Genomic DNA, 21,948 nt, shown 5'->3' with positions numbered 1-21,948 from the left:
GGCCTCTGCGCCGGGGAAAATTCCTCGTTTGAAATAATCTAATTTCACGCCATTTTTCGCATTAGAAAATCTAATCTTACAATTTTTATGTTACGGAAATTCGGCCCGTTTTTCCGCACGAAATATCATCATCCGCTAAATCCTGTTAGATTATTGTTAATATTATGCGGGCTTAATCGCATTTTCCCAGTCAAATACTCTGTACGCTTTCCTTCGTTTTTTAACCATAAGCTAATGTGATGACCCGCTTTATCTTATGGTTAACCGCCGGTTTCGGTGGTAAGTTCAGGTAAAAGAGAACGTTTGCGTCGGCTACCGATTGCGAGGCCGACACCGGGTTTCACGGTGAATTTTCAACGAGGAAAAGATGGCTCAACAGACTCCTTTGTACGAACAGCACGTGTTATGCGGCGCCCGCATGGTGGACTTCCACGGCTGGATGATGCCGCTGCACTACGGCTCGCAAATTGATGAGCACCACGCGGTGCGCACCGATGCCGGTATGTTCGACGTGTCACACATGACGATTGTCGACCTGCGCGGAAGCCGCACCCGGGAGTTTTTGCGTTATCTGCTGGCAAACGACGTCGCCAAACTCAAGACGCCGGGCAAAGCGCTTTATACCGGCATGCTGAATGCCTCGGGCGGCGTGATTGACGACCTCATCGTCTACTACTTCACCGAAGATTTCTTCCGCCTCGTTGTAAACTCCGCCACCCGCGAAAAAGACCTCTCCTGGATTTCCCAACACGCTGAACCTTACGCCATCGATATCACCGTTCGTGACGATCTGTCGCTGATTGCCGTGCAGGGACCCCATGCCCAGGCGAAAGCCGCGTCTCTGTTCAGCGACGAGCAGCGCAACGCCACCGAAGGGATGAAGCCGTTCTTCGGCGTGCAGGCGGGGGATCTCTTTATCGCGACCACCGGCTACACCGGTGAAGCGGGCTATGAAATTGCCATGCCGAACGAGAAAGCCGCCGATTTCTGGCGTGCCCTGGTCGAGGCGGGCGTGAAGCCTGCGGGTCTGGGCGCGCGCGATACGCTGCGTCTGGAAGCGGGCATGAACCTCTACGGCCAGGAGATGGACGAAGGCGTCTCTCCGCTGGCGGCCAACATGGGCTGGACCATCGCGTGGGAACCGGCTGACCGCGATTTTATAGGTCGCGAAGCGCTGGAGATGCAGCGTGAGAAGGGCACTGAACAGCTAGTGGGCCTGGTGATGAAGGAAAAAGGCGTTCTGCGCGGCGAGCTGCCGGTGCGCTTCACCGATGCTGACGGCAATCATCGCGAAGGCGTGATCACCAGCGGAACCTTCTCCCCGACGCTCGGCTACAGTATTGCCCAGGCGCGCGTGCCGGCGGGCATTGGCGAAACGGCGGTGGTGCAGATCCGCAACCGCGAAATGCCGGTCAACGTGACCAAACCGATTTTTGTTCGCGCCGGTAAGCCGGTCGCCTAATTATTTTTATCAGGAGAACTTCAATGAGCAATGTGCCAGCAGAACTGAAATACAGCAAAGAACACGAGTGGCTGCGCAAAGAGGCGGACGGCACTTACACCGTTGGGATCACCGAGCACGCGCAGGAGCTGCTGGGCGACATGGTGTTTGTTGACCTGCCGGAAGTGGGCGCAACCGTGAGCGCAGGCGACGACTGTGCGGTGGCGGAATCCGTCAAAGCGGCGTCTGACATCTACGCGCCTGTGAGCGGTGAAATTGTTGCCGTGAACGACGCGCTGAGCGACTCCCCGGAGCTGGTTAACAGCGAGCCGTATGAAGGCGGCTGGATCTTCAAGATCAAAGCCAGCGACGAAGCGCAGGTTGCCGCGCTGCTGGATGCGACCGCGTACGAAGCATTACTGGAAGACGAATAACGTTGTGCCGGATGGCGCTGCGAATCCGGCCTACAGATCTGCGTAGGCCCGGTAAGCGTTAGCGCCACCGGGCAACAGCGTTACAGATAACTACGATTCACTGCACGTTTCAGGAACCATCGCTCATGACACAGACTTTAAGCCAGCTTGAAAACCGTGGCGCCTTCATTGAACGTCACATTGGGCCGGATGCTCAGCAACAGCAGGAGATGCTGAAGACAGTTGGCGCGGATTCATTAAACGCACTGATCGGCCAGATCGTGCCAAAAGATATCCAGCTTGCCACGCCGCCGCAGGTTGGCGAGTCCACAACGGAGTTCGCCGCGCTGGCGGAGCTGAAGGCCATCGCTGGCCTCAACAAGCGCTATAAGTCTTACATCGGCATGGGCTACACCAACGTGCAGTTACCGCCGGTTATCCTGCGCAACATGCTGGAAAACCCGGGCTGGTACACCGCTTATACCCCCTATCAGCCAGAAGTCTCCCAGGGCCGTCTGGAAGCGCTTCTGAACTTCCAGCAGGTGACCCTGGATCTGACCGGTATGGATATCGCTTCCGCCTCTCTGCTGGATGAAGCCACCGCCGCCGCCGAAGCGATGGCGATGGCGAAGCGCGTGAGCAAGCTGAAAAACGCTAACCGCTTCTTCGTAGCGGCAGATGTGCATCCCCAGACGCTGGACGTGGTGCGCACCCGTGCGGAAACCTTCGGCTTTGAGGTGATTGTCGACGACGCTGACAAAGTGCTGGATCACCAGGACGTCTTCGGCGTGCTGTTACAGCAGGTGGGCACCACCGGCGAAGTGCATGATTACAGCGCGCTGATCGCTGAGCTCAAATCCCGTAAGGTGATTGTGAGCGTCGCCGCTGATTTTATGGCGCTGGTGCTGCTGACCGCACCGGGCAAACAGGGCGCAGACATTGTCTTTGGCTCGGCGCAACGCTTCGGCGTGCCGATGGGCTATGGTGGTCCGCACGCTGCATTCTTTGGCGCAAAAGATGAATTTAAACGCTCCATGCCGGGCCGTATTATCGGCGTATCGAAAGATGCCGCCGGTAACACCGCGCTGCGCATGGCGATGCAGACCCGCGAGCAGCATATCCGCCGCGAGAAAGCGAACTCCAACATCTGTACCTCGCAGGTGCTGCTGGCAAACATTGCCAGCCTGTACGCGGTGTTCCACGGTCCGGCTGGGCTGAAACGTATTGCCAGCCGCATCCACCGTCTGGCCGACATTCTGGCCTGCGGCCTGCAACAGAAAGGCCTCAGGCTGCGTCATGAGCACTATTTCGACACCCTGTGCGTCGACGTGGCAGACAAAGCCGCCGTGCTGGCGCGCGCCGAGGCCGCGCAAATCAACCTGCGCAGCGATATTCATCACGCGGTAGGGATCACCCTTGATGAATCGACGACTCGTGACGATATCGCAACGCTGTTTGACGTGCTGCTGGGCGACGCACACGGTCTTGACGTTGATACGCTCGACAAAGAGGTCGCGCTCGACAGCCGCTCCATTCAGGAAAGCATGCTGCGCGACGACGCGATCCTGACTCACCCGGTGTTTAACCGCTACCACAGCGAAACCGAGATGATGCGCTACATGCACTCTCTGGAGCGCAAGGATCTGGCGCTGAACCAGGCGATGATCCCGCTGGGCTCCTGCACCATGAAGCTGAACGCTGCGGCAGAGATGATCCCTATTACCTGGCCTGAGTTCTCCGAGCTGCACCCGTTCTGCCCGGCCGAGCAGGCGGAAGGTTATCACATGATGATCAACCAGCTTTCCGACTGGCTGGTGAAGCTGACCGGGTACGACGCGCTCTGCATGCAGCCGAACTCCGGCGCGCAGGGTGAATACGCCGGTCTGCTGGCGATCCGTCACTATCACGAGAGCCGCAATGAAGGCCACCGTGATATCTGCCTGATCCCAAGCTCTGCCCACGGCACCAACCCGGCCTCAGCACAGATGGCGGGCATGGAAGTGGTGGTCGTGGCGTGTGACAAAAACGGCAACATCGATTTGGCCGACCTGCGCGCGAAAGCCGGGCAGGCGGGCGACAAACTTTCGTGCATCATGGTGACCTACCCGTCTACCCACGGCGTGTACGAAGAGACCATCCGTGAAGTGTGCGAAGTGGTGCACCAGTTTGGCGGTCAGGTTTACCTCGACGGCGCGAACATGAACGCCCAGGTGGGCATCACCTCTCCGGGCTTCATTGGCGCGGACGTGTCGCACCTGAACCTGCACAAAACGTTCTGCATTCCACACGGCGGTGGCGGCCCAGGCATGGGGCCAATTGGCGTCAAAGCGCACCTGGCGCCGTTTGTGCCAGGGCACAGCGTGGTGCAGATTGAAGGCATGCTGACCCGTCAGGGCGCGGTCTCTGCGGCCCCGTTCGGCAGCGCCTCTATCCTGCCTATCAGCTGGATGTACATCCGCATGATGGGCGCGGAAGGGCTGAAGCAGGCCAGCCAGGTGGCGATCCTGAACGCCAACTATATCGCAACGCGCCTGAAGGACGCCTATCCGGTGCTCTACACCGGCCGCGACGGTCGCGTGGCGCACGAATGCATCCTCGATATTCGTCCTTTGAAGGAAGAGACGGGCATCAGCGAGCTGGATATCGCCAAGCGCCTGATCGACTACGGTTTCCACGCGCCAACCATGTCCTTCCCGGTGGCGGGTACGCTGATGGTTGAGCCGACCGAGTCTGAAAGCAAGGTGGAGCTGGACCGCTTTATCGATGCGATGCTGGCCATTCGTAGCGAAATCGACCGCGTGAAGGGCGGAGAGTGGACGCTGGAAGATAACCCGCTGGTTAACGCGCCGCATACCCAGAACGAACTGGTGGCAGAGTGGAATCACGGTTACACCCGCGAGCTGGCCGTCTTCCCGGCGGGCGTGGCAAACAAATACTGGCCGACCGTGAAGCGTCTTGATGACGTCTACGGCGACCGTAACCTGTTCTGCTCCTGCGTACCGATGAGCGAATACCAGTAATTATTTGCCATACTGTAGGCCGGGTAAGCGTAAGCGCCACCCGGTTTTTTTTATCTGGAGGTTGTGAATGGCAATTGCACTGGTCACCGGCGCCAGCCGCGGCATTGGTAAAGCCACCGCGCTACAGCTGGCAAGCGAAGGCTACACCGTAGCGGTGAATTTTCATCACAACATCACCGCTGCGACGGACGTTATTAATCAGATCGTGGACGCGGGCGGTCAGGCCTTTGCCGTGCGCGCGGATATCAGCGATGAAGCGCAGGTGATGGCGATGTTCGACAGCATCGATCGCGAAGGTGAGCCGCTCGCCGCGCTGGTGAACAACGCCGGCATTCTGTTTGAACAATCCACCCTCGAAAACCTCTCCGCTGAGCGTATTAACCGCGTGCTGGCCACCAACGTCACCGGCTATTTTCTCTGCTGCCGTGAGGCGGTAAAGCGTATGTCGCATAAACACGGCGGCAAGGGCGGCGCGATTGTGAACGTCTCTTCGGCGGCGTCACGCTTGGGCGCGCCGGGGGAATATGTGGATTATGCCGCCTCTAAAGGGGCAGTGGATTCCCTGACGACCGGCCTCGCGCTGGAGGTAGCGGCGCAGGGCATTCGCGTGAACTGCGTGCGGCCTGGCCTGATTTATACCGATATTCACGCCTCCGGCGGTGAGCCGGGGCGTGTGGATCGGGTGAAGTCTCTGTTACCCATGCAGCGTGGCGGACAGCCGGAGGAGGTCGCCCAGGCCATTGCCTGGCTGCTGAGCGACAAAGCCTCCTATGTCACCGGCAGCTTCCTGGAGCTGGCCGGCGGGAAGTAACGCTACGACGCCAGCCACAGCCGCAGGCGCATCCCCCAGCTGCTGGTCCAGCCGGTGGTGATCGACGTCACTTCACCGTGAGAGATCACCACCAGCGTGGGCGTCACCTGAACGTCCCACTGACTTGCCAGCTCTCCGCTGGCGTCGTTGACCGTGGGCATCGTCGCCTTCTTCTTCCTCATCCATGTTTCGAGTGTCGCGTTATCGCCTGAGCGCAGCGCAACCGACATCACGTTACCCCCGTCCGCGGCCAGCGCCGCTACCGACGGCGTGGTGTAGCGGCAGAAGCCGCACCACGTCGCCCAGACGTAGACCAGCAGCGGACGCTCCTCACTCATGGCGATAAGATCGGCGGTCTCGCCGTTGAGGGTTTGCAGCGTGGTGGATGCGAAGTTCTGCGGCAGGGCGGGCTGGCGGAAATAGTCCACCGCCAGGGTCACGGCTACGCCAATCAGCAGCCACACGGCCAGCTCGCGCAGCAGGCGCGGAAGCTTACCTGCCACGGGCGTTTGCCAGCTGTTCTTTGACCAGCCCCTCCAGATCGTCATAAGGAATGGCGCCCGCGACCATCTGGTCACCGATGATGGTTGCCGGCGTACCCTGAATATTCAGTACCTGCGCCAGGATCAGGTTCATCTTTAGGCTGTCCATGGTTTTATCATCCGTTTTAATGCCGTCCGTTCCGGTTTTGGCCCGCGCGGCGGCGATGCTGGCGTCATCGTGATAGCCTTTTTTCATCATCAGCCGCTGGTGGAGCGCCCAGAATTTGTCCGGCGCCTGCTGCCACGTCGAAAGCGCCGCCTTAGCGGCATTCACCGAGCTTTGCCCCTTAAACGGCAGCAGTTTAACGATGAGCTGTACGTCGGGATTATCACGTACGATTTTCTCCAGCATCGGGTCGAACTGCTTGCAGTAAGGGCAGTTGTAGTCCGTGAAGGAGACGATGGTGAGCTTCGGCGATGTCGCGCCGGTTCGCGGGCTGGCCGGATCGTTGAACAGCAGCGCCGCCAGCTGGTCATCGGAAGCGTCCTCTGTCGGCGCGGCAAAACTGAACGCCGATAAAGAGAGCAACAGTAAGGCGATAAACGAGCGCATATTATTTTCCTTTCGCATCGGACAGGGTACTCAGCACCGCGTCACGGCTTAACAGCGGGGGCAGCACGTGGCCCTGCGGTAACCCTGGTCCGTAAATCTGGTTAAACGGTACGGCGGCGCTGCCGCGCGTGGTTAAGAACTGGCTGATGGTATCGGAGGGGCGACTCCAGTCGCCGCGCAGGGCAACCACGTCCGGGGCGGAGAGCGCATCCTGTACGTCGTCGCGCAGCAGCACGTTGTATTTATTGGCTTTACAGGTCACGCACCAGTCAGCGGTCACGTCGATGAACACCCGTTTGTTCTCCGCCAGCGCCTGGGTGATGGCCTGCTCGCTGAGCGGCTGCCAGTGAATGCGATCGCGTCGGGCCCCCTCGCTGCCAGAGCCGGAAACAAACGCAACCGCCCCGGCCACGACGATGGCAAACGCTCCGGCGCGCAGCGCCGTTTGCCAGCGGTAGCGCCAGGCGGTGACCAGCAGCAGCGCAAGGATGAGGAGCACGCCCAGCGTGATAACGGGCTGGGTGCCAATATGCACCGTCAGCAGGCTCAGCAGCCACAGCGATGAGCCGAGCATCATCATCCCCAGCACGACGCGCACGACGTTCATCCAGCGTCCCGGACGCGGCAACCGCTGGGCCAGCCCCGGCCAGGCCGCCACCAGCAGCCACGGCAGGCTCATGCCGATGCCCATTGCCAGGAAGATCCCCCACAGCAGAGGAAGCGGCGACGCCAGCGCGACCGATACCGCTGTGCCAAGGAACGGAGCGGTGCAGGGCGTTGCCAGCAGCGTCGCAAACGCGCCCTGCCAGAAATGGCCTGCCAGACCGTTTCCTCCGCGCGTGGCGAGGAACGTGCTGGCCCCGGAAGGGAGGCGGATTTCAAACAGCCCCAGCAGGCTGGCGCTGAAAAGCACCATCACCAGCGCCATCGCGCCAATAAACCACGGATTCTGGAACTGGATCCCCCAGCCAAGCGCCTGATTGCCTAAGCGTAAAACCGTCATCATCAGCGCCAGCGCGAGGAACGACATCACGATCCCGGACACCGAAGCAAGAAACTGCCTGCGCACCTGACCGCGCGCCTGCCGTTCGGTTTGCATCAGCGTGCCCAGCTTCATGGCCAGCACCGGCAGCACGCAGGGCATAACGTTGAGGATCAGGCCACCAGCCAGCGCCATCAGCAGCACCCAGCCTAACGAGAACGCGAGGGCGGCGCTGCCCGGCTGGATCTCCACGCGGGACTCCTGCGCCTGGCCGCTGTCGGCGAGCACCAGCGACAGCGTTTTCCCGCTGAGGCTGGGCGCGGCCTCGCCCCAGCTGTCCGTCACGGGCACGGTGGCCACCAGCGAATCACCGCGCACGGCGAGGGTCGGCTTGCCGAAATCTACGTCGTCCATGCCGTCAATAAACAGCGACGGCGCCTGCCAGCCAGCCTCACGCTGCGCTGTTACGGTCAGCTTGCCGGGGGCGTAGGTGGCGTTAAGCGTTGAGGTCAACCCGCCGCTGAGCGGAAGGGTGCCCATGGCCCGACTGAAATCGTAATCAAAACCGGCGCCTGCGGATGCGGTCATGTTCAGCGAGAACGGGTAGTCAGTAAGAATACAGACGTTGCTACAGGTGGAGAGCGTCAGCACGCCGCTCAGGATCTTCGGGACGTCGCCCCGCAGGGTGATGGGAAAGCTCACATCGCCGTGATAGCCCTGCGTGGTGATGCCCGCGACGTCGAAACGCTGCGGCGTAGGCCAGCGCCAGATCGCCTCAACGGGTTGATGCCAGATAATGGCGGGTGCGACGCCGCCTTCGCCCGGCGAGCGCCAGTAGGTTTTCCACCCTTTTTGCAGGGCGACGTCCAGCAGCAGGCGGGTTTCGCCAGTGCTTTCGGGTTGCGCACGCAGCCTGACGCTGGCGTGCTGATTATCGGCGGCGCGCAGCCAGCCGCTGTCGGCAGCCTGGCTGAGGGGCAGCCATAGCCAAAGCAGGCAGACCAGCAGTCGCCTGAATACAGTAAACATAAATTTTCTCCGTAAATGATAAATTAACCTGAAGTGACAGGCGAAGACTCATTCACGGAAGACGCATAATCGCAGATGCACCCGTAACCGGGGCGGGGAGATAACGCGGGGAGGCCACTGCCGCTCGCGGCGCGGCGGAATGGCTGCCAGTAACGCCAGCAGCAGGGTAACGGCAAACAGGGCGCCTTCAAACAACACCGGCGGGACCGACATCAGCGATTTGGCGCTAAGCTCACACGGGGTGACCGGTGCGTCGGAACTTTCCTGCCCCTGCTGGACAGACTGGCTTACGGCGGTGACGTTCATGACAAGCGCGTGCATCCCGGCCATCCGCTGGGCGGTGCATATCAGCACCACCAGGCAGGCCAGGGCTACAAGCAGGATAGCGTTGCGTTGTCGCTTAATCATGTTCGCCTCTAATATTCAGGACGCCTATATTATCGGGCGAACATCTTTTGGCAACGCAAATGCTGTAAAGAAGTGTCTGGAAGATAAGCGGTTTGCCCTCTCCGGTTGCAGAGAGGGCGAGCGATTACAGCGTTTCGCCGTTGCTGGCAATGACGGTTTTATACCACTCGAAGCTCTTTTTGCGGGAGCGGGACATGTCGCCTGTGCCGTCGTCGTGCTTGTTAACGTAGATAAAGCCGTAGCGCTTGCTGTACTGGCCGGTGGTGAAGGAGACGCAGTCGATGCAGCCCCACGGGGTGTAGCCCATCAGATCCACGCCGTCCCAGGTCACGGCCTTCATCATCTCTTCCACGTGAGCGCGCAGGTAGTCGATGCGGTAGTCATCGTTGATGCTGCCGTCCGCTTCCACTTTGTCGTAGGCACCGAAACCATTTTCCACGATAAACAGCGGCTTCTGGTAGCGCTCGTACAGCTCGCACAGCGAATAGCGCAGGCCCACAGGGTCAATCTGCCAGCCCCAGTCGGACGCCTTCACGTGCGGGTTCGGCACGCTGCCCTCGAAGCCTGAAATGGCGTCGCCGGTGCCGCCTTCCGCTTTCACCGCGTTGGTCATGTAGTAGCTGAAACCCAGGTAGTCGCAGGTGCCTTCACGCAGGATTTGTTCGTCGCCCGCTTCCATTTTGATGGAGAAGCCACGGCGCTCCCACTCGTTCAGCACGTAAGACGGGTAGTAGCCGCGCAGCTGAACGTCGGTAAAGACGTAGCGCTCGCGCATGGATTCCTGAGCGAACATCACATCTTCTGGCTTGCAGGAGTAAGGATAGAGCGCCACCATCGCCAGCATGCAGCCGACCTTCATCTCCGGGTTGATGCGGCGTGCGGCCTTCACCGCCATCGCGCTGGCCACGAACTGGTGGTGCAGCACCTGGTACATGGTCTCTTCAGGGTTATCATGCTCGGTATACACCACGCCGGAGCAGCAGTAGCCGAACAGCGGCGCGCGCCAGTTGCGCTGGTTGTTGATTTCGTTGAAGGTCATCCAGTATTTGACCTTATTTTTGTAGCGCTCAAACACCACTTCCGAGAAGCGCACGAAGAAATCCACCACTTTACGGTTGGTCCAGCCGCCGTATTCCTGAACGAGGTGCAGCGGCATTTCAAAGTGGGAGAGGGTGATCACCGGCTCGATGTTGTACTTCAGCAGTTCGTCGAACATGTCGTCGTAGAACTTCAGCCCCTCTTCGTTTGGCTGAGCTTCATCCCCTTTCGGGAAGATGCGCGTCCAGGCGATGGAGGTACGGAAGCATTTGAAACCCATCTCGGCAAACAGCTTGATGTCTTCTTTGTAATGGCCGTAGAAGTCGACGGCCTCGTGGTTCGGGTAATATTTGCCTTCAATCACTTCCTGAGTGATTTCACGCGGAACGCCGTGGGCGCCGCCGGTGAGGACGTCGCAGATGCTGGGGCCTTTGCCGCCTTTGTTCCAGCCGCCTTCAACCTGGTGCGCCGCCACCGCGCCGCCCCATAAAAAATCTTTCGGTAAGGTGAGTTTTTTCATCTTTGCTATTCTCAATTCAGGACTTATTGATTTCGAGTCTAGCAAAGCGGAATTAAATGTCACGATATAACAATTTGCGGAAATTGTAATTTGTCACATCAAAAAAACAGGGTGTTTTATTCTGTTAATTTCTTCGCCAGCTTCCGGCCTAATGATTCCAGAATATAGATCACAGGAATTTGAGTGGTGATATCGTAAACGCCGCCGATTCGCGTTTGCGGAACGTGCCAGGAGAGATTGAAGTCTGCCAGCTTCGCGAGACGAGAGTGTTCATGGCTGGTGATGGAGAGTACCTTGCAGCGGTGCAGGCTGAACTGGCTGGCAAAGCGTAAGATCTCTTCGGTTTCGCCGGAGACGGAGAGCACAATAGCCAGCGCATTTTTAGCCATATCGTTCGTGACCGGGAAATAGGGATCGTCAATATGGTTGCTGAATTTGCCGATATTTGAAAAGAAACGTGCGCCATATTTTGCCAGCGATCCGGACGTGCCTGCGCCGACGAAAATAATTCGCTCGGAGGATAAAATAATATCGACGGCCTCATCTAATAACGTATCGAACTCTTCGTTATTTACGCTTTTAAAGAAGCTGATAATTTCGCTGGCGCCAAAATTTGCCTGCTGCGGCTCGTTCTGCTCCAGGTAGAGCTTAAAGCGCACGCGGAACTCAGAGTAGCCATCGCAGTTGAGCTTGCGGCAAAAGCGCAGGATGGTGGTAGTGGAAACGCCCGCCGCATCCGCCAGTTCGCGGATGGTCATGTACATCACTTTGTCACGGTTCTTAATGACGTAGTTGTAGACCATCATTTCCAGATTGTTGAGGCTGGCAATGGCGGAATGGGTGAACATACTCACAATGGCTAAACTCGCTGTCGGACACTATCCCTGAATCATACCATGCCGCCCGGCGGCGGGAGACGGTTTTATCTCATTGATTACTCAGGTGTTAATGAAATAATTTACATCTGTACGGTGGATTGTTTTTTCATTGCATTGAATTATAAGGATAAATCTTTATTGTGGATTTATTTTAGCTAACAGGTGTTCACTGGAATCATTCTCAGTTAGCATAGACTGGCGATGAATAATCATCTTTTGTTTTCCCGGAGTTAAGTATGGTGAGCAGACCATTAATCGCACAGGGATATTCGCTGGCTGAGGAAGTAGCCAACAGTATAAGCCATGGCATTGGCCTGGTGTTTGGGATTGTCGGTTTAGTATTGCTGCTGGTGCAGGCGGTGGATACCAACGCCAGCGCGATGGCCATCACCAGCTACAGCCTGTATGGCGGGAGTATGATCCTGCTATTTCTGGCCTCAACGCTGTATCACGCTATTCCGCACCAGCGGGCGAAGATATGGCTCAAGAAATTTGACCACTGCGCTATCTATCTTCTTATTGCAGGCACCTACACGCCGTTTTTGCTGGTGGGGCTCAACTCACCGCTGTCGCGTGGCCTGATGATTGTGATCTGGAGCCTGGCGCTGCTGGGGATCCTGTTTAAGCTGACCATCGCGCACCGGTTCAAAGTGCTGTCGCTGGTCACCTATCTGACAATGGGCTGGCTCTCGCTGATTGTGGTGTATCAGTTAGCCATTAAGCTTGCGGTCGGGGGCGTGACGCTGCTGGCGGTGGGCGGTGTGGTCTACTCGCTGGGCGTGATTTTCTACGTCTGTAAGCGCATCCCGTACAACCATGCGATCTGGCACGGCTTTGTGCTGGGCGGCAGCGTGTGCCACTTCCTGGCAATTTATTTGTATGTGGGGCAGGTGTAGCTTTGGGCAGGGTGCGGTCTGATGCCCTCACCCCGACCCTCTCCCACGGGGAGAGGGGGAATATAAAAGCGTAGGCCCGGTAAGCGGAGCGCCACCGGGCGCTATTACTTCACTCTTCCAGTGAATACGGCAGCGGCTCAATGCTGAGCGTGTTCGCATCATCCCGCACGCGGAACACGCTGTCGGGCTCCATATCATTATTCATGACAACCTGCACCAGCAGGCGGCCATCATCGAGCTGTACGGCGGCTAACACGGTGCCGGTACGACGCCAGTTTTCACCCATCTTCATCTCGAGATCTTCACCCGCTTCCGGCACGCGGCTGGCATGGCCCGCCAGCGTCCACAGGGCACGTTTGTTCGCACCGCGGAATTTCGCCCGCGCCACCATCTCCTGACCGGTGTAGCAGCCTTTCTTAAAGCTGATACCGCCCAGCGCCTGAATATTGGTCGCCTGCGGGATAAACTGCGCGCTGTTTGCCGCGTCAATCACCGGCAGGCCCGCTTCGATGTTCAGCGCCAGCCACTGCTGGCTGTTGTTGAGCTGTGCTTCACCGCGAAGGGCGTCAGTGACGCGTTCCGCCGTTGCTACGTCTGTTACCAGCAGGAAGCGCTCCGCCGGGTGCTCGAACCACAGAATGGAGGTCGCTCCCTCGCTGACCAGCTGTTTTTCGGCATCCGGTAGCTCGGCAAACAGGTTTTTCAGCGCTGCACGCGCCTGGAAACCCGCAACCCCCAGCAGGACGTGTTCATCGTCCGGGGCGATAGTGACTTTAGAAAAGACTGCATATTTTTTCAGCTCTTTGAGCTGGGCGTCACGCAGGCTGCGGCGCTCAATGAAGGCGAACCCGTCCTGACGGCGGAACAGACGCAGGTTGCTCCACATTTTGCCTTTTGGATCGCAATGAGCGACCAGCAGATGCTGGTGTTCAGTCAACTGCGCCACGTCCGCTGTGACCTGGCCTTGCAGGTATTTTTCGCTGTCCGCACCGGTCAGTGTCGCCAGTGCCCAGTCATCAAGAGTAATCAGCGTCAGCGGCAGACGCGCAGAGGCGGCGGGCTGGCGAGGAGAAAATGGTGAAAATGCCATAGTGATGTCCTGAATTGCTTAACGCTTTGATAATACCTAATGGTAAAAGAGACTGTATTCATTGCAAGCGCTTTCAGCAGGCCATTCGTGCCATTACCTGGTTATGTGTAGCGCTACGCAAAATAGTGTAATCCACTGTCTTAATAGGGATTATTCTGGAAGCCTGCCCGTAGTTCGCAATATTCCAGTAAAGAAACGGCTAAAAACACGTTACACTACCAGGTGTCCCGGAAAGCAATAATCAATACCGAGCGGGATACCGACTGTGCCAAACGTAATGCAGGAAACAGAACATGGATATTAACAACAAGGCCCGTATTCACTGGGCGTGCCGTCGCGGCATGCGTGAACTTGATATCTCCATCATGCCTTTCTTTGAGTATGAGTACGATAGCTTAAGCGATGACGATAAGCGTCTGTTTGTCCGCCTGCTTGAGTCTGACGATCCGGATTTATTCAACTGGCTGATGAATCACGGCAAGCCCGCCGACACCGAGTTGCAACGGATGGTGCAATTAATTCAAACACGGAATCAGGAACGTGGTCCTGTGGCAATCTGATCTTCGCGTCTCGTGGCGCTCACAGTGGATGTCGTTACTGCTCCACGGTCTGGTCGCGGCATTGGTGTTACTGGTGCCATGGCCGCTTAGCTACACCCCTCTGTGGTTGCTTTTGCTGTCGTTTGTGGTGTTTGACAGCGTGCGAAGCCAACGTCGAATCAACGCCCGTCAGGGTGAAATTAAGCTGCTGATGGATTCTCGCCTGCGCTGGCAGGGAAAAGAGTGGGAGATGATAGGGACGCCGTGGATGCTCAACACCGGGATGATGCTACGGCTGCGTCGGGTTGAGGACAATCGACGCCAGCACCTGTGGCTGGCAGCTGACAGTATGGATGCCGCGGAGTGGCGGGATCTGCGCCGGCTAATCGTGCAACAGCCGACGCAGGAGTAAATCAGCTAAACTGCTCGGCCATCTCACCCAGAATTTGCTCGCACCAGGTCTGGAGGCGCTCGTCGCTGAGATCGTACTGGTTGGTTTCATCCAGCGCGAGCCCGACAAACAGCTGGCCGTCGGCAATGACGGGTTTTGGGCTGGTGAACTCATAGCCTTCCGTAGGCCAGTAGCCGATAAACGTCGCGCCCTTTGGCGCCAGTTTGTCATGCAGCATGCCGAGCGCGTCGAGGAACCACTCCCCGTAGCCCAACTGGTCGCCCATGCCGTACATCGCAATGATTTTGCCCTCGAAATTGACCGTATCGAGCCGATCCCAGATGGCTTCCCAGTCTTCCTGAATCTCACCAAAGTCCCAGGTTGGGATGCCCAGGATCAGCACATCGTACTGCTCCATCAAGGCGACCGAGTCATCTTTCAGGTTATGCAACGTCACCAGTTCCGGGCCAATGATGTCGCGAATTTTCTCCGCCGCCATTTCGGTGTAACAGGTGCTGGAACCATAGAACAGACCAATATTCATCGCGTAACAATCTCAATTCTTGCTATGACTTTGCGCGTAGTGTACCAGAAACAGATGGCAATCAGGCATAATGGCCGGATTGCAGAACCAAAGGGGCTGATGTGGAAAAGGATCTCGCACTCATCGAACAGTTTCTCGACGCGCTGTGGCTGGAAAAAAACCTCGCCGAAAATACGCTCAGCGCTTACCGCCGTGATCTTACCCTGCTGGTGGAGTGGCTGGCGCACCGGGGGCTGACGCTTGAAAGCGCGCAAAGCGATGACCTGCAAGGGTTACTGGCCGAGCGGATGGAAGGGGGGTACAAAGCCACCAGCTCCGCGCGTCTGCTGAGCGCCATGCGCCGCCTGTTCCAGCACCTTTACCGCGAGAAGATCCGCGCGGACGATCCCAGCGCACTGCTGGCATCGCCTAAACTGCCTCAGCGGCTGCCAAAAGATCTCAGCGAAGCACAAGTTGAGAGATTATTACAGTCGCCCGCAGTTGACCTTCCGCTGGAGTTACGCGATAAAGCCATGCTTGAACTATTGTATGCCACGGGCCTGCGCGTTTCCGAACTGGTTGGCCTGACGATGAGCGATGTCAGCCTGCGTCAGGGCGTGGTGCGCGTCATCGGTAAAGGGAACAAAGAACGGCTGGTGCCGCTGGGTGAAGAGGCGGTCTACTGGCTGGAGACGTATCTGGAACACGGGCGTCCGTGGCTGCTGAACGGCGTCTCCATTGATGTATTATTCCCGAGCCAGCGCGCGCAGCAGATGACGCGACAAACGTTCTGGCATCGCATTAAACATTACGCCACACTGGCGGGTATTGACAGTGAAAAGCTGTCGCCGCACGTTTTGCGTCACGCCTTCGCGACGCATCTGTTAAACCACGGCGCTGATTTACGCGTGGTGCAGATGTTGCTTGGACACAGCGATCTTTCAACGACGCAGATTTACACCCATGTCGCGACGGAACGCCTGCGGCAGCTACACCAACAGCACCACCCTCGCGCGTGAGTGCCGACGAATTGTTACAGGATCATATATGAAAAAGTCTTTAGCGCTGTTCACCCTGCTGGCAGCTTCAGTTTCCGGATTTGCCCATGCGGACGATGCCGCCATTAAACAGTCTCTGACGAAACTCGGCGTCGCCAGCAGCGAGATCCAGCCATCGCCGGTGGCTGGCATGAAAACGGTGCTGACCAACAGCGGCGTGCTGTATGTGACCGAAGACGGTAAGCACATCATTCAGGGGCCAATGTACGACGTAAGCGGCGCGCAGCCGGTGAACGTCACTAACCAGCTGCTGATGAAAAACCTGAACGCGCTCGAAAAAGAGATGATCGTCTACAAAGCGGCGCAGGAAAAACACGTCATTACCGTCTTCACCGACATCACCTGTGGCTACTGCCACAAGCTGCATGAAGAGATGAAAGACTACAATGCACTGGGTATTACCGTGCGTTACCTGGCCTTCCCACGCGCGGGCGTGCAGAGCCAGCCCGAGCAGGATATGAAGGCGATCTGGTGTGCGAAAGATCGCAATAAGGCCTTTGATGACGCGATGAACGGCAAAGGCGTGAAGCCTGCGTCCTGCGACATCGACATCGCTAACCACTACGCGCTGGGCGTCCAGTTTGGCGTGAGCGGGACGCCAGCCATTGTCCTGAGCAACGGTTACGTGGTGCCGGGCTATCAGGGTCCAAAAGAGATGAAAGCGTTCCTTGACGCGCATCAGAAACAGACGGGCGGTAAGTAATTCGCGTGAAAGCCCCGATAAAACTGCGCCGCCGTGAAGCGGTTGATACGGCCGATTTACCCGCCGACCTTCCTCCGCTGCTAAAGCGGCTGTATGCCAGCCGCGGCGTGAGAACGGCAAGCGATCTTGAGCGCAGCGTCAAAGGCATGCTGCCCTGGCAGGCGCTAAGCGGCATCGAAAAAGCGACCGACATGCTCTACGACGCGTTCCGTGAAGGGACGCGGATTGTCGTGGTGGGCGATTTCGATGCCGACGGCGCAACCAGTACCGCGCTGAGCGTGCTCAGCCTGCGTGCCCTGGGCTGCGATAACGTGACTTATCTGGTGCCGAACCGGTTTGAAGATGGCTACGGCCTCAGCCCGGAAGTGGTCGATCAGGCCCACGCCCGTGGCGCACAGATGATCATGACCGTGGATAACGGGATCTCCTCTCATGCGGGGGTCGATCATGCCCATGCGCTGGGGATCCCGGTTCTGGTCACCGATCACCACCTGCCAGGAGAAACCCTGCCGGCCGCCGAAGCCATCATTAACCCCAACCTGCGCGACTGTGATTTCCCGTCGAAATCGCTGGCTGGGGTAGGGGTGGCGTTTTATCTGATGCTGGCGCTACGCACGTTGCTGCGCGATAAGGGCTGGTTTGAATCGCGCGGGATAGCCGTGCCGAACCTGGCCGAATATCTCGATCTGGTGGCGCTGGGAACCGTAGCGGACGTGGTGCCGCTCGATACCAATAACCGGATTCTCACCTGGCAGGGCTTAAGCCGTATTCGCGCAGGTAAATGCCGTCCGGGGATCAAGGCGCTGCTGGAAATTGCCAACCGCGATCCGCTTAAGCTCGTGGCAAGCGATTTGGGCTTTGCCCTCGGCCCGCGCCTGAACGCGGCGGGGCGGCTGGACGATATGTCGGTTGGCGTCGCGCTGCTGCTGTGCGACAACATCGGCGAAGCGCGCGTGCTGGCCAACGAGCTGGACGCGCTCAACCAGACCCGTAAAGAGATTGAGCAGGGGATGCAGGCCGAAGCGCTGACCCTGTGCGAAAAGCTGGAGCGCAGCGGCGATACCCTGCCGGGCGGGCTGGCGATGTATCACCCCGAATGGCACCAGGGCGTGGTGGGCATTCTGGCCTCACGCATTAAGGAGCGCTTCCACCGTCCGGTGATCGCGTTTGCGCCTGCCGGGGACGGCACGCTGAAAGGCTCCGGACGCTCGATTCAGGGGCTGCACATGCGCGACGCGCTGGAGCGTCTCGACACGCTTCATCCGAACCTGATGATTAAGTTCGGCGGCCACGCGATGGCCGCGGGCCTGTCGCTCGAAGAGGCGAAGTTCGACGAATTCCAGCGTCTGTTTGGCGAACTGGTCACCGACTGGATCGATCCGTCGCTGTTGCAGGGGGAAGTGGTTTCTGACGGTGAGCTTTCCCCGGCTGAAATGACCATGGACGTGGCGCAGATGCTGCGCGATGCGGGCCCGTGGGGGCAGATGTTCCCTGAGCCGCTTTTCGACGGGCGTTTTCGTTTGCTGCAACAGCGTATTGTCGGCGAACGCCACCTCAAAGTGATGGTGGAACCGGTCGGCGGCGGGCCGCTGCTGGACGGCATTGCCTTTAACGTTGATACCTCCGTCTGGCCGGACAACGGCGTGCGCGAGGTTGAGCTGGCCTATAAGCTGGATATTAACGAGTTTCGCGGTAATCGCTCCCTTCAGATCATCATCGACAATATCTGGCCAATTTAGCGTCAGTAATCTCTATAAAAAAGGGCGTGGATTCGGTACAATCCCGCTCTTATCACCGCATTTTGACAAGCTCATAAAAGAAAACAGACCATGTTTGAAATTAATCCGGTAAAAAACCGCATTCAGGACCTCACAGAGCGCTCTGACGTTCTTAGGGGGTATCTTTGACTACGATGCCAAGAAAGAACGTCTCGAAGAAGTAAACGCCGAGCTGGAACAGCCGGACGTCTGGAACGAACCTGAACGCGCTCAGGCGCTGGGTAAAGAGCGTTCCTCCCTCGAAGCTATCGTAGATACGCTGGATCAGATGTCGCAGGGTCTGGAAGATGTTTCTGGGCTGCTGGAGCTGGCCGTCGAAGCCGACGACGAAGAAACCTTTAACGAAGCCGTGGCAGAACTCGACGTGCTGGAAGAGAAGCTGGCGCAGCTGGAATTCCGTCGTATGTTCTCCGGCGAATACGACAGCGCGGACTGCTATCTCGATATTCAGGCAGGTTCTGGCGGTACCGAAGCGCAGGACTGGGCCAGCATGCTGATGCGCATGTATCTGCGCTGGGCGGAAGCGCGCGGTTTCAAAACCGAGATTATCGAAGAGTCTGAAGGTGAAGTTGCCGGCATTAAGTCCGTCACCATCAAGATCATCGGTGACTACGCCTACGGCTGGCTGCGTACTGAAACCGGCGTTCACCGCCTGGTGCGTAAGAGTCCGTTTGACTCCGGTGGCCGTCGCCACACCTCCTTCAGCTCCGCGTTTGTCTACCCGGAAGTGGATGAAGATATTGATATCGACATCAACCCGGCGGATCTGCGTATTGACGTGTACCGCGCATCCGGCGCGGGTGGTCAGCACGTTAACCGTACGGAATCTGCGGTGCGTATTACCCACATTCCAACCGGGCTGGTCACACAGTGCCAGAACGACCGTTCCCAGCATAAGAACAAAGACCAGGCCATGAAGCAGATGAAAGCGAAGCTTTATGAGCTGGAGATGCAGAAGAAAAATGCTGAGAAGCAGGCGATGGAAGACAACAAGTCCGACATCGGCTGGGGCAGCCAGATCCGTTCTTACGTCCTTGATGACTCCCGCATCAAAGACCTGCGTACCGGGGTTGAAACCCGTAACACGCAGGCGGTGCTGGACGGCAGCCTGGACCAATTTATCGAAGCAAGTTTGAAAGCAGGGTTATGAGGAACCAACATGTCTGAACAACAAGCACAGGGCGCTGACGCGGTAGTCGATCTTAACAACGAACTGAAAACCCGCCGCGAGAAGCTGGCAGCGCTGCGCGAGCAGGGCGTGCCGTTCCCGAACGATTTTCGTCGTGACCATACCTCAGACCAACTGCACGCTGACTTCGACGGTAAAGAGAACGAAGAGCTTGAAGCGCTGAACGTTGAAGTGTCCGTGGCTGGCCGTATGATGACCCGTCGTATCATGGGTAAGGCGTCCTTCGTGACCTTACAGGACGTTGGCGGCCGCATTCAGCTGTACGTCTCCCGTGACGACCTGCCGGAAGGCATCTACAACGAGCAGTTCAAGAAGTGGGACCTGGGCGATATCCTGGGCGCAAAAGGTAAACTGTTCAAAACCAAGACCGGTGAACTGTCTATCCACTGCACCGAGCTGCGTCTGCTGACCAAAGCCCTGCGCCCGCTGCCGGACAAGTTCCACGGTTTGCAGGATCAGGAAGCGCGCTATCGTCAGCGCTACCTGGACCTCATCTCTAACGATGAATCCCGTAAGACCTTCAAAATTCGCTCCCAGATCATGGCCGGTATTCGCCAGTTCATGGTTAACCGCGACTTTATGGAAGTGGAAACCCCGATGATGCAGGTGATCCCTGGCGGCGCATCTGCCCGTCCGTTCATCACCCATCACAACGCCCTGGATCTCGACATGTACCTGCGTATCGCGCCGGAACTGTACCTGAAGCGTCTGGTGGTAGGTGGTTTCGACCGCGTGTTTGAGATCAACCGTAACTTCCGAAACGAAGGCATCTCCGTGCGCCATAACCCAGAGTTCACCATGATGGAACTCTACATGGCGTATGCGGATTACAAAGATCTGATCGAGCTGACCGAATCCCTGTTCCGCACCCTGGCGCAGGATATTCTGGGCACCACAGAAGTGCCTTACGGTGAAGAAGTGTTCGACTTCGGCAAGCCATTCGAAAAACTGACCATGCGCGAAGCGATCAAGAAATATCGTCCGGAAACCGAGATGGCGGATCTGGACAACTTTGACTCTGCAAAAGCGATCGCCGAAAGCATCGGTATCAAGGTGGAGAAGAGCTGGGGTCTGGGCCGTATCGTGACCGAGATCTTCGAAGAAGTGGCAGAAGCGCACCTGATTCAGCCGACCTTCATCACCGAATACCCGGCGGAAGTGTCTCCGCTGGCGCGTCGTAATGACGAGAACCCGGAAATCACTGACCGCTTCGAATTCTTTATCGGTGGCCGCGAAATCGGCAACGGCTTCAGCGAGCTGAACGATGCAGAAGATCAGGCGCAGCGCTTCCAGGATCAGGTTAATGCGAAAGCGGCAGGCGACGACGAAGCGATGTTCTTCGACGAAGACTACGTAACCGCGCTGGAACACGGCCTGCCGCCGACGGCTGGCCTGGGTATTGGTATCGACCGTATGGTTATGCTGTTCACCAACAGCCACACCATCCGCGACGTGATCCTGTTCCCGGCGATGCGTCCGGTGAAATAAGCCGTTAAGATGTAAAAAAGCCCCGCGCGAATTTCGCCGGGGCTTTTTTATTGCGCGGCGAATGCGCTGAGTTCTTCGCGCGCGGCCGTCGCTTCCAGCACCATCCACGGGCTGAACGCCCACGGCGTGGCGTCCAGCGCGCGGAATAGCGCGTCCAGCTCCACCCACTGGTAATCCATCACTTCGTCGCTATTGATTGCGAGGGTATTCGTGACGCGGGCCGCGTAGACCGGGCAAATCTCATTTTCAACGATCCCGGATGGGTCGGCTTCGCGGTAGCGGAACGCCGGGGCAACGGGAGTGATGTCGGTGATTTCGGCGCCGATTTCAAAGCGGCAGCGGCGGATAATCGCCTGCTCCGTCGCTTCGTCGGTCTGTGGATGACCGCAAACGGAGTTCGTCCACACGCCAGGCCAGGCTTTTTTACTTAAGGCGCGCCGGGTAATCAGACATTCTCCGTTAGCGTTAAACAGCCACGAAGAGAAAGCCAGGTGTAGCGGGGTGTGTGTCGTGTGCGCGGCGTACTTCTCCTGAGTGCCAATCACCTTTCCCTGGTCATTTACCAAAATAACATGTTCTTGAATACTCATTGATGCTCCAGTGCCAAAATGCCAAATGGTTCAGCACCATCAGCAGAATTATTATACTGCATTCTTGT

Annotated in this window: 21 protein-coding genes; 12 read left to right on the top strand and 9 right to left on the bottom strand. The window is 57.8% G+C overall.

Going from position 1 to position 21,948, the window contains the following annotated elements; translation table 11 throughout:
* Window positions 1-367 precede the first annotated feature (367 nt).
* From gcvT to A3466_RS19570, 4 genes are all read left to right on the top strand, one after another.
* On the top strand, window positions 368-1,462 hold the full coding sequence (gene gcvT, locus A3466_RS19585) for a glycine cleavage system aminomethyltransferase GcvT (RefSeq protein ID WP_063451997.1): 1,095 nt from the start codon (window positions 368-370) through the stop codon (window positions 1,460-1,462).
* A 23-nt stretch (window positions 1,463-1,485) separates the two neighbouring features.
* Window positions 1,486-1,875, top strand: coding sequence for a glycine cleavage system protein GcvH (gene gcvH, locus A3466_RS19580; protein WP_006811885.1), 390 nt, complete (start codon window positions 1,486-1,488; stop codon window positions 1,873-1,875).
* Window positions 1,876-2,000: 125 nt separating this feature from the next.
* Window positions 2,001-4,874: an aminomethyl-transferring glycine dehydrogenase gene (gene gcvP, locus A3466_RS19575; protein WP_063451996.1), complete on the top strand. Its 2,874-nt coding sequence runs from the start codon at window positions 2,001-2,003 to the stop codon at window positions 4,872-4,874.
* Window positions 4,875-4,941: 67 nt separating this feature from the next.
* Window positions 4,942-5,685, top strand: a complete 744-nt coding sequence (locus A3466_RS19570) for an SDR family oxidoreductase (RefSeq protein ID WP_063451995.1) — start codon at window positions 4,942-4,944, stop codon at window positions 5,683-5,685.
* 2 nt (window positions 5,686-5,687) lie between these two features.
* On the opposite strand, the gene A3466_RS19565 is transcribed toward A3466_RS19570, so the two are convergent.
* The 6 genes from A3466_RS19565 to A3466_RS19540 form a co-directional block, all read right to left on the bottom strand.
* On the bottom strand, window positions 5,688-6,188 hold the full coding sequence (locus tag A3466_RS19565) for a protein disulfide oxidoreductase (protein WP_063451994.1): 501 nt from the start codon (window positions 6,186-6,188) through the stop codon (window positions 5,688-5,690).
* Complete coding sequence (locus A3466_RS19560) at window positions 6,178-6,780, bottom strand: DsbA family protein (protein ID WP_063451993.1); 603 nt, start codon at window positions 6,778-6,780, stop codon at window positions 6,178-6,180. Before A3466_RS19560 ends, A3466_RS19565 begins: the two co-directional genes overlap by 11 nt.
* Before the next feature lies 1 nt (window position 6,781).
* Window positions 6,782-8,791 (bottom strand): protein-disulfide reductase DsbD family protein, encoded by a 2,010-nt coding sequence (locus tag A3466_RS19555; protein WP_063451992.1) that lies wholly within the window; start codon window positions 8,789-8,791, stop codon window positions 6,782-6,784.
* Between the two features lie 48 nt (window positions 8,792-8,839).
* Window positions 8,840-9,199, bottom strand: a complete 360-nt coding sequence (locus tag A3466_RS19550; RefSeq protein ID WP_063451991.1) for a hypothetical protein — start codon at window positions 9,197-9,199, stop codon at window positions 8,840-8,842.
* 124 nt (window positions 9,200-9,323) lie between these two features.
* On the bottom strand, window positions 9,324-10,757 hold the full coding sequence (bglA, locus tag A3466_RS19545) for a 6-phospho-beta-glucosidase BglA (RefSeq protein ID WP_063451990.1): 1,434 nt from the start codon (window positions 10,755-10,757) through the stop codon (window positions 9,324-9,326).
* Window positions 10,758-10,873: 116 nt separating this feature from the next.
* Window positions 10,874-11,605 (bottom strand): MurR/RpiR family transcriptional regulator, encoded by a 732-nt coding sequence (locus tag A3466_RS19540; RefSeq protein WP_063451989.1) that lies wholly within the window; start codon window positions 11,603-11,605, stop codon window positions 10,874-10,876.
* 266 nt (window positions 11,606-11,871) lie between these two features.
* On the opposite strand from A3466_RS19540, the gene trhA reads away from it, so the two are divergent.
* Entirely contained in the window at window positions 11,872-12,531 is a 660-nt protein-coding gene (gene trhA / locus A3466_RS19535) for a PAQR family membrane homeostasis protein TrhA (RefSeq protein ID WP_003863433.1), read from the top strand.
* A gap of 109 nt (window positions 12,532-12,640) precedes the next feature.
* Here trhA and ygfZ read toward each other — a convergent pair whose 3' ends face one another.
* Window positions 12,641-13,621 carry a tRNA-modifying protein YgfZ gene (gene ygfZ, locus A3466_RS19530; RefSeq protein WP_063451988.1) on the bottom strand — a complete coding sequence of 327 codons (981 nt, stop codon included), beginning with the start codon at window positions 13,619-13,621 and terminating at the stop codon, window positions 12,641-12,643.
* A gap of 293 nt (window positions 13,622-13,914) precedes the next feature.
* Between ygfZ and sdhE the strand changes: the two genes are divergently transcribed.
* Together sdhE and A3466_RS19520 are read left to right on the top strand one after the other, a co-directional pair.
* Entirely contained in the window at window positions 13,915-14,181 is a 267-nt protein-coding gene (gene sdhE / locus A3466_RS19525; RefSeq protein WP_003863437.1) for an FAD assembly factor SdhE, read from the top strand.
* Window positions 14,162-14,572, top strand: a complete 411-nt coding sequence (locus A3466_RS19520; protein ID WP_063451987.1) for a protein YgfX — start codon at window positions 14,162-14,164, stop codon at window positions 14,570-14,572. The genes sdhE and A3466_RS19520 overlap by 20 nt, the downstream gene beginning before the upstream one ends.
* Window position 14,573: 1 nt before the next feature.
* Here A3466_RS19520 and fldB read toward each other — a convergent pair whose 3' ends face one another.
* Window positions 14,574-15,095, bottom strand: coding sequence for a flavodoxin FldB (gene fldB, locus A3466_RS19515; RefSeq protein WP_063451986.1), 522 nt, complete (start codon window positions 15,093-15,095; stop codon window positions 14,574-14,576).
* Between the two features lie 101 nt (window positions 15,096-15,196).
* Between fldB and xerD the strand changes: the two genes are divergently transcribed.
* The 5 genes from xerD to lysS all read left to right on the top strand — a co-directional run bounded on the left by xerD (window position 15,197) and on the right by lysS (window position 21,290).
* Window positions 15,197-16,093: a site-specific tyrosine recombinase XerD gene (gene xerD / locus A3466_RS19510; RefSeq protein ID WP_063451985.1), complete on the top strand. Its 897-nt coding sequence runs from the start codon at window positions 15,197-15,199 to the stop codon at window positions 16,091-16,093.
* A 28-nt stretch (window positions 16,094-16,121) separates the two neighbouring features.
* Window positions 16,122-16,835, top strand: coding sequence for a bifunctional protein-disulfide isomerase/oxidoreductase DsbC (gene dsbC, locus A3466_RS19505; protein ID WP_063451984.1), 714 nt, complete (start codon window positions 16,122-16,124; stop codon window positions 16,833-16,835).
* A 5-nt stretch (window positions 16,836-16,840) separates the two neighbouring features.
* Window positions 16,841-18,574: a single-stranded-DNA-specific exonuclease RecJ gene (recJ, locus tag A3466_RS19500; RefSeq protein ID WP_063451983.1), complete on the top strand. Its 1,734-nt coding sequence runs from the start codon at window positions 16,841-16,843 to the stop codon at window positions 18,572-18,574.
* Window positions 18,575-18,664: 90 nt separating this feature from the next.
* Window positions 18,665-19,763, top strand: a protein-coding gene (gene prfB / locus A3466_RS19495) for a peptide chain release factor 2 (protein WP_102750013.1) whose coding sequence is annotated in 2 segments (ribosomal slippage) — window positions 18,665-18,739 and window positions 18,741-19,763 — 1,098 coding nt in all. Because the reading frame shifts where the segments join, the coding sequence is not laid out codon by codon here.
* 9 nt (window positions 19,764-19,772) lie between these two features.
* Complete coding sequence (gene lysS / locus A3466_RS19490) at window positions 19,773-21,290, top strand: lysine--tRNA ligase (protein ID WP_006811868.1); 1,518 nt, start codon at window positions 19,773-19,775, stop codon at window positions 21,288-21,290.
* 47 nt (window positions 21,291-21,337) lie between these two features.
* Here the strand turns inward: lysS and idi are convergent, their stop codons facing one another.
* Window positions 21,338-21,880: an isopentenyl-diphosphate Delta-isomerase gene (gene idi / locus A3466_RS19485; protein WP_063451981.1), complete on the bottom strand. Its 543-nt coding sequence runs from the start codon at window positions 21,878-21,880 to the stop codon at window positions 21,338-21,340.
* Window positions 21,881-21,948: the final 68 nt, after the last annotated feature.

The sequence above is a fragment of the Enterobacter genomosp. S genome (assembly GCF_001631805.1).
In the GTDB taxonomy this organism is placed as follows: Bacteria; Pseudomonadota; Gammaproteobacteria; order Enterobacterales; family Enterobacteriaceae; genus Enterobacter; species Enterobacter quasihormaechei.
Note: the sequence above shows the minus strand (reverse complement) of the source record. Positions and strands in the feature narration are given on the sequence as shown.